The sequence below is a fragment of the Xenorhabdus griffiniae genome (assembly GCF_001028135.1).
In the GTDB taxonomy this organism is placed as follows: domain Bacteria; phylum Pseudomonadota; class Gammaproteobacteria; order Enterobacterales; family Enterobacteriaceae; genus Xenorhabdus; species Xenorhabdus bakwenae.
Window position 1 is genome coordinate 1 of sequence record NZ_LDNM01000198.1, and the last position, 745, is coordinate 745.

Consider the following 745-nt stretch of genomic DNA (forward strand, 5'->3'; position numbering starts at 1 on the left):
TAGGTCATAGTGCATTTTCCTTTGGCGAGAAAGATGCCTACTATAGCAACTGACCGCCTTTTTTAGACATTGCACTTATCATGCGAATCCAAGGTAAGCTTTTTAGCACCAATTCTGACACATCTGGTCGGTATCATACAGATTGGCTAAATATGCTTTACCCAAGAGTAAAATTGGCCAGAAATTTATTATCCGATGGTGGCATTATATTTATATCTATAGATGAACATGAAGTTGTTAATTTGTCCAATTTGTGCAATGAAATATTCGGTGAAGATAATTTTGTTGAAAGATTTATTTGGAAGAGTGGAAGAACATCAGCATCAACTTTTACCAGAGAGCATGAATATATCTTGGCATATGCAAAAGATATCTCTCAATTACCTCATATTGTTTATAAGGGAGATGATAGCTTAATTTCTGAACGTGCAATAAAAAAGGTTAGCTTTAAAAATCCAGCGTCAGAAATAACATTCCCTGCCGGAATTAAGTTCTTAGGTGAAAATAAAACGTTTCCGTCAGTATTTGGAGATAAAGAGGTTGTTGAAGTTATTTCAGGTGTATTTGAATGTAAGAATGGAGCCTTAGCTAGCGAAGTCACGTTAAAAGCAGGTTGGACAATGAAGAGCCAAATCGAAAATTGGCTGTCAGGAAAGGATACTTTTGACTCTAAGGGACAGCACAGGGCGCGAGCATACTTTGATTAATCCTCAGCCAAAGAAAACCTGTGCACGATAATCATCAC

At 36.9% G+C, this 745-nt stretch carries 1 protein-coding gene; it reads left to right on the top strand.

Annotated features, from left to right (window positions below; all coding sequences use genetic code 11):
• The first annotated feature begins 80 nt into the window (after nt 1-80).
• Complete coding sequence (locus AAY47_RS23005) at nt 81-707, top strand: DNA methyltransferase (RefSeq protein ID WP_072059836.1); 627 nt, start codon at nt 81-83, stop codon at nt 705-707.
• The last annotated feature ends 38 nt before the right edge of the window (nt 708-745 follow it).